Here is a 1,383-nt window from a genome sequence, read left to right on the forward strand (position 1 = left end):
AGTTGACCGCCTATGGCGCGCGCTCAAGCGGCATCATCATCGACACCGATTTCGCCGCAGGCCCGCTGCTGGCCATGGCCGACGCCGACCATGTGACGCAGGTGGCGGCCAATTTCCTCATCAACAGCCAGCACGCTTTGGCTGGCATTGCCGGCGACCGGCTGATCAAGGTGCGGACGTTCCGCAGCGACCGGGATCATCCCTGCTTTTCGGTCGAGGACAATGGGCCCGGCGTGCCCGAAGCGATCCGCGGCCGCATCTTCGAATCCTATTTCACCACCAAGCCGGTCGGCGTCGGCACCGGCATCGGCCTGTCGATCTCGAAATCGATCATCGAGCGGCACAATGGCAATGTCTGGTTCGAGGAAGTGCTCCCGAGAGGCGCGCGTTTCGTCGTCCAGCTGCCGGCCATCGTGGCCGGCCTCGCCACCGCCGGCGACAACCAGCCGCGATCGAGCGGCCTGCGCCATGCCTTGATCATCGACGACGAGCCGGATGTCGCCGGCTCGCTCTCGGACATCCTCGAACTGATGGGCATCAAGTCGCGGATCGTGCCCGTCTGGGAATCGGGCGCCGCCACCTTGAGCGGCCACATGCCGCCGGACATCGTTTTTTCGGACCTGCGCATGCCCGGCGTCAGCGGCATATCGATCTATCGTGAGCTGCTCGCCGAAAAGCCCGATTTGGCGCGGCGTTTCGTGCTGGTCACCGGAGACCTGATCGGTGCCAAAGCCGAAATCGAAGCCTTGCCGGCGCACCAGCGACCGCAGATTCTGGAAAAGCCGTTCAGCACGCTGGATGTGCGCAGCGTGCTCTCCGCCATCGCCGAACAGGCGGCCTTGAAAGGATAAAAAAAGAGGCTCCCGGGGGCGGGAGCCAAAAGGAGCGCACTGGAGGGCGCTCGGGGAGGTCAGAGCATGGTCCACAAAACGGGAACGGTTTTCGGGATCATGCTTCGACGGAAATCAGAAAATATTCGGCGTGCCGGTCAACGGCGCGGCATTGGCGATCATGCGGATCGCCCGGCTTTTGTGTGTTCCGGACTGTTCGGCGATGGCGCGCAGGCAATCCATGCTCTCGGCACCCCAGGCCTGGCCCTTGCAGGCGAAGTCGGTCAACGGCACCGGCAGACGCGCGGTCCTGGTCGTCGTCTGCGCGCCGTCGATGAGATTGGCCGGCGGATTCAACGAAGCGAAGGCCGGCCCGATTGTCGGCGTGAACGCCATGCCGACGAAGGCGCAAGCAGCCAGCACCATGAACATCGCCATGGGGTGGTCGCTGGCCCGCTGGCGCAGCGCCAGTTTCGGACGGCGGTCATTGCGCTCTGGAGCCTGAAGGCGGCTCTCGCCGCGGATCGTCTGGATTTTCGCATGCATTACCTTC

Annotated in this window: 2 protein-coding genes; one reads left to right on the plus strand and one right to left on the minus strand. The window is 64.2% G+C overall.

All coding sequences use genetic code 11. The features are described 5' to 3' along the window. The coding region (locus EN925_RS40730; RefSeq protein WP_245487232.1) for an ATP-binding protein at window positions 1-851 on the plus strand (851 nt) is incomplete at its 5' end. A gap of 114 nt (window positions 852-965) precedes the next feature. Here the strand turns inward: EN925_RS40730 and EN925_RS16770 are convergent. After that, on the minus strand, window positions 966-1,383 hold a 418-nt coding region (locus EN925_RS16770), incomplete at its 5' end, for a hypothetical protein (RefSeq protein ID WP_348630330.1).

Origin of the sequence: Mesorhizobium sp. M7A.F.Ca.US.006.04.2.1, assembly GCF_004022915.1 — a bacterium.
GTDB lineage: Bacteria > Pseudomonadota > Alphaproteobacteria > Rhizobiales > Rhizobiaceae > Mesorhizobium > Mesorhizobium ciceri.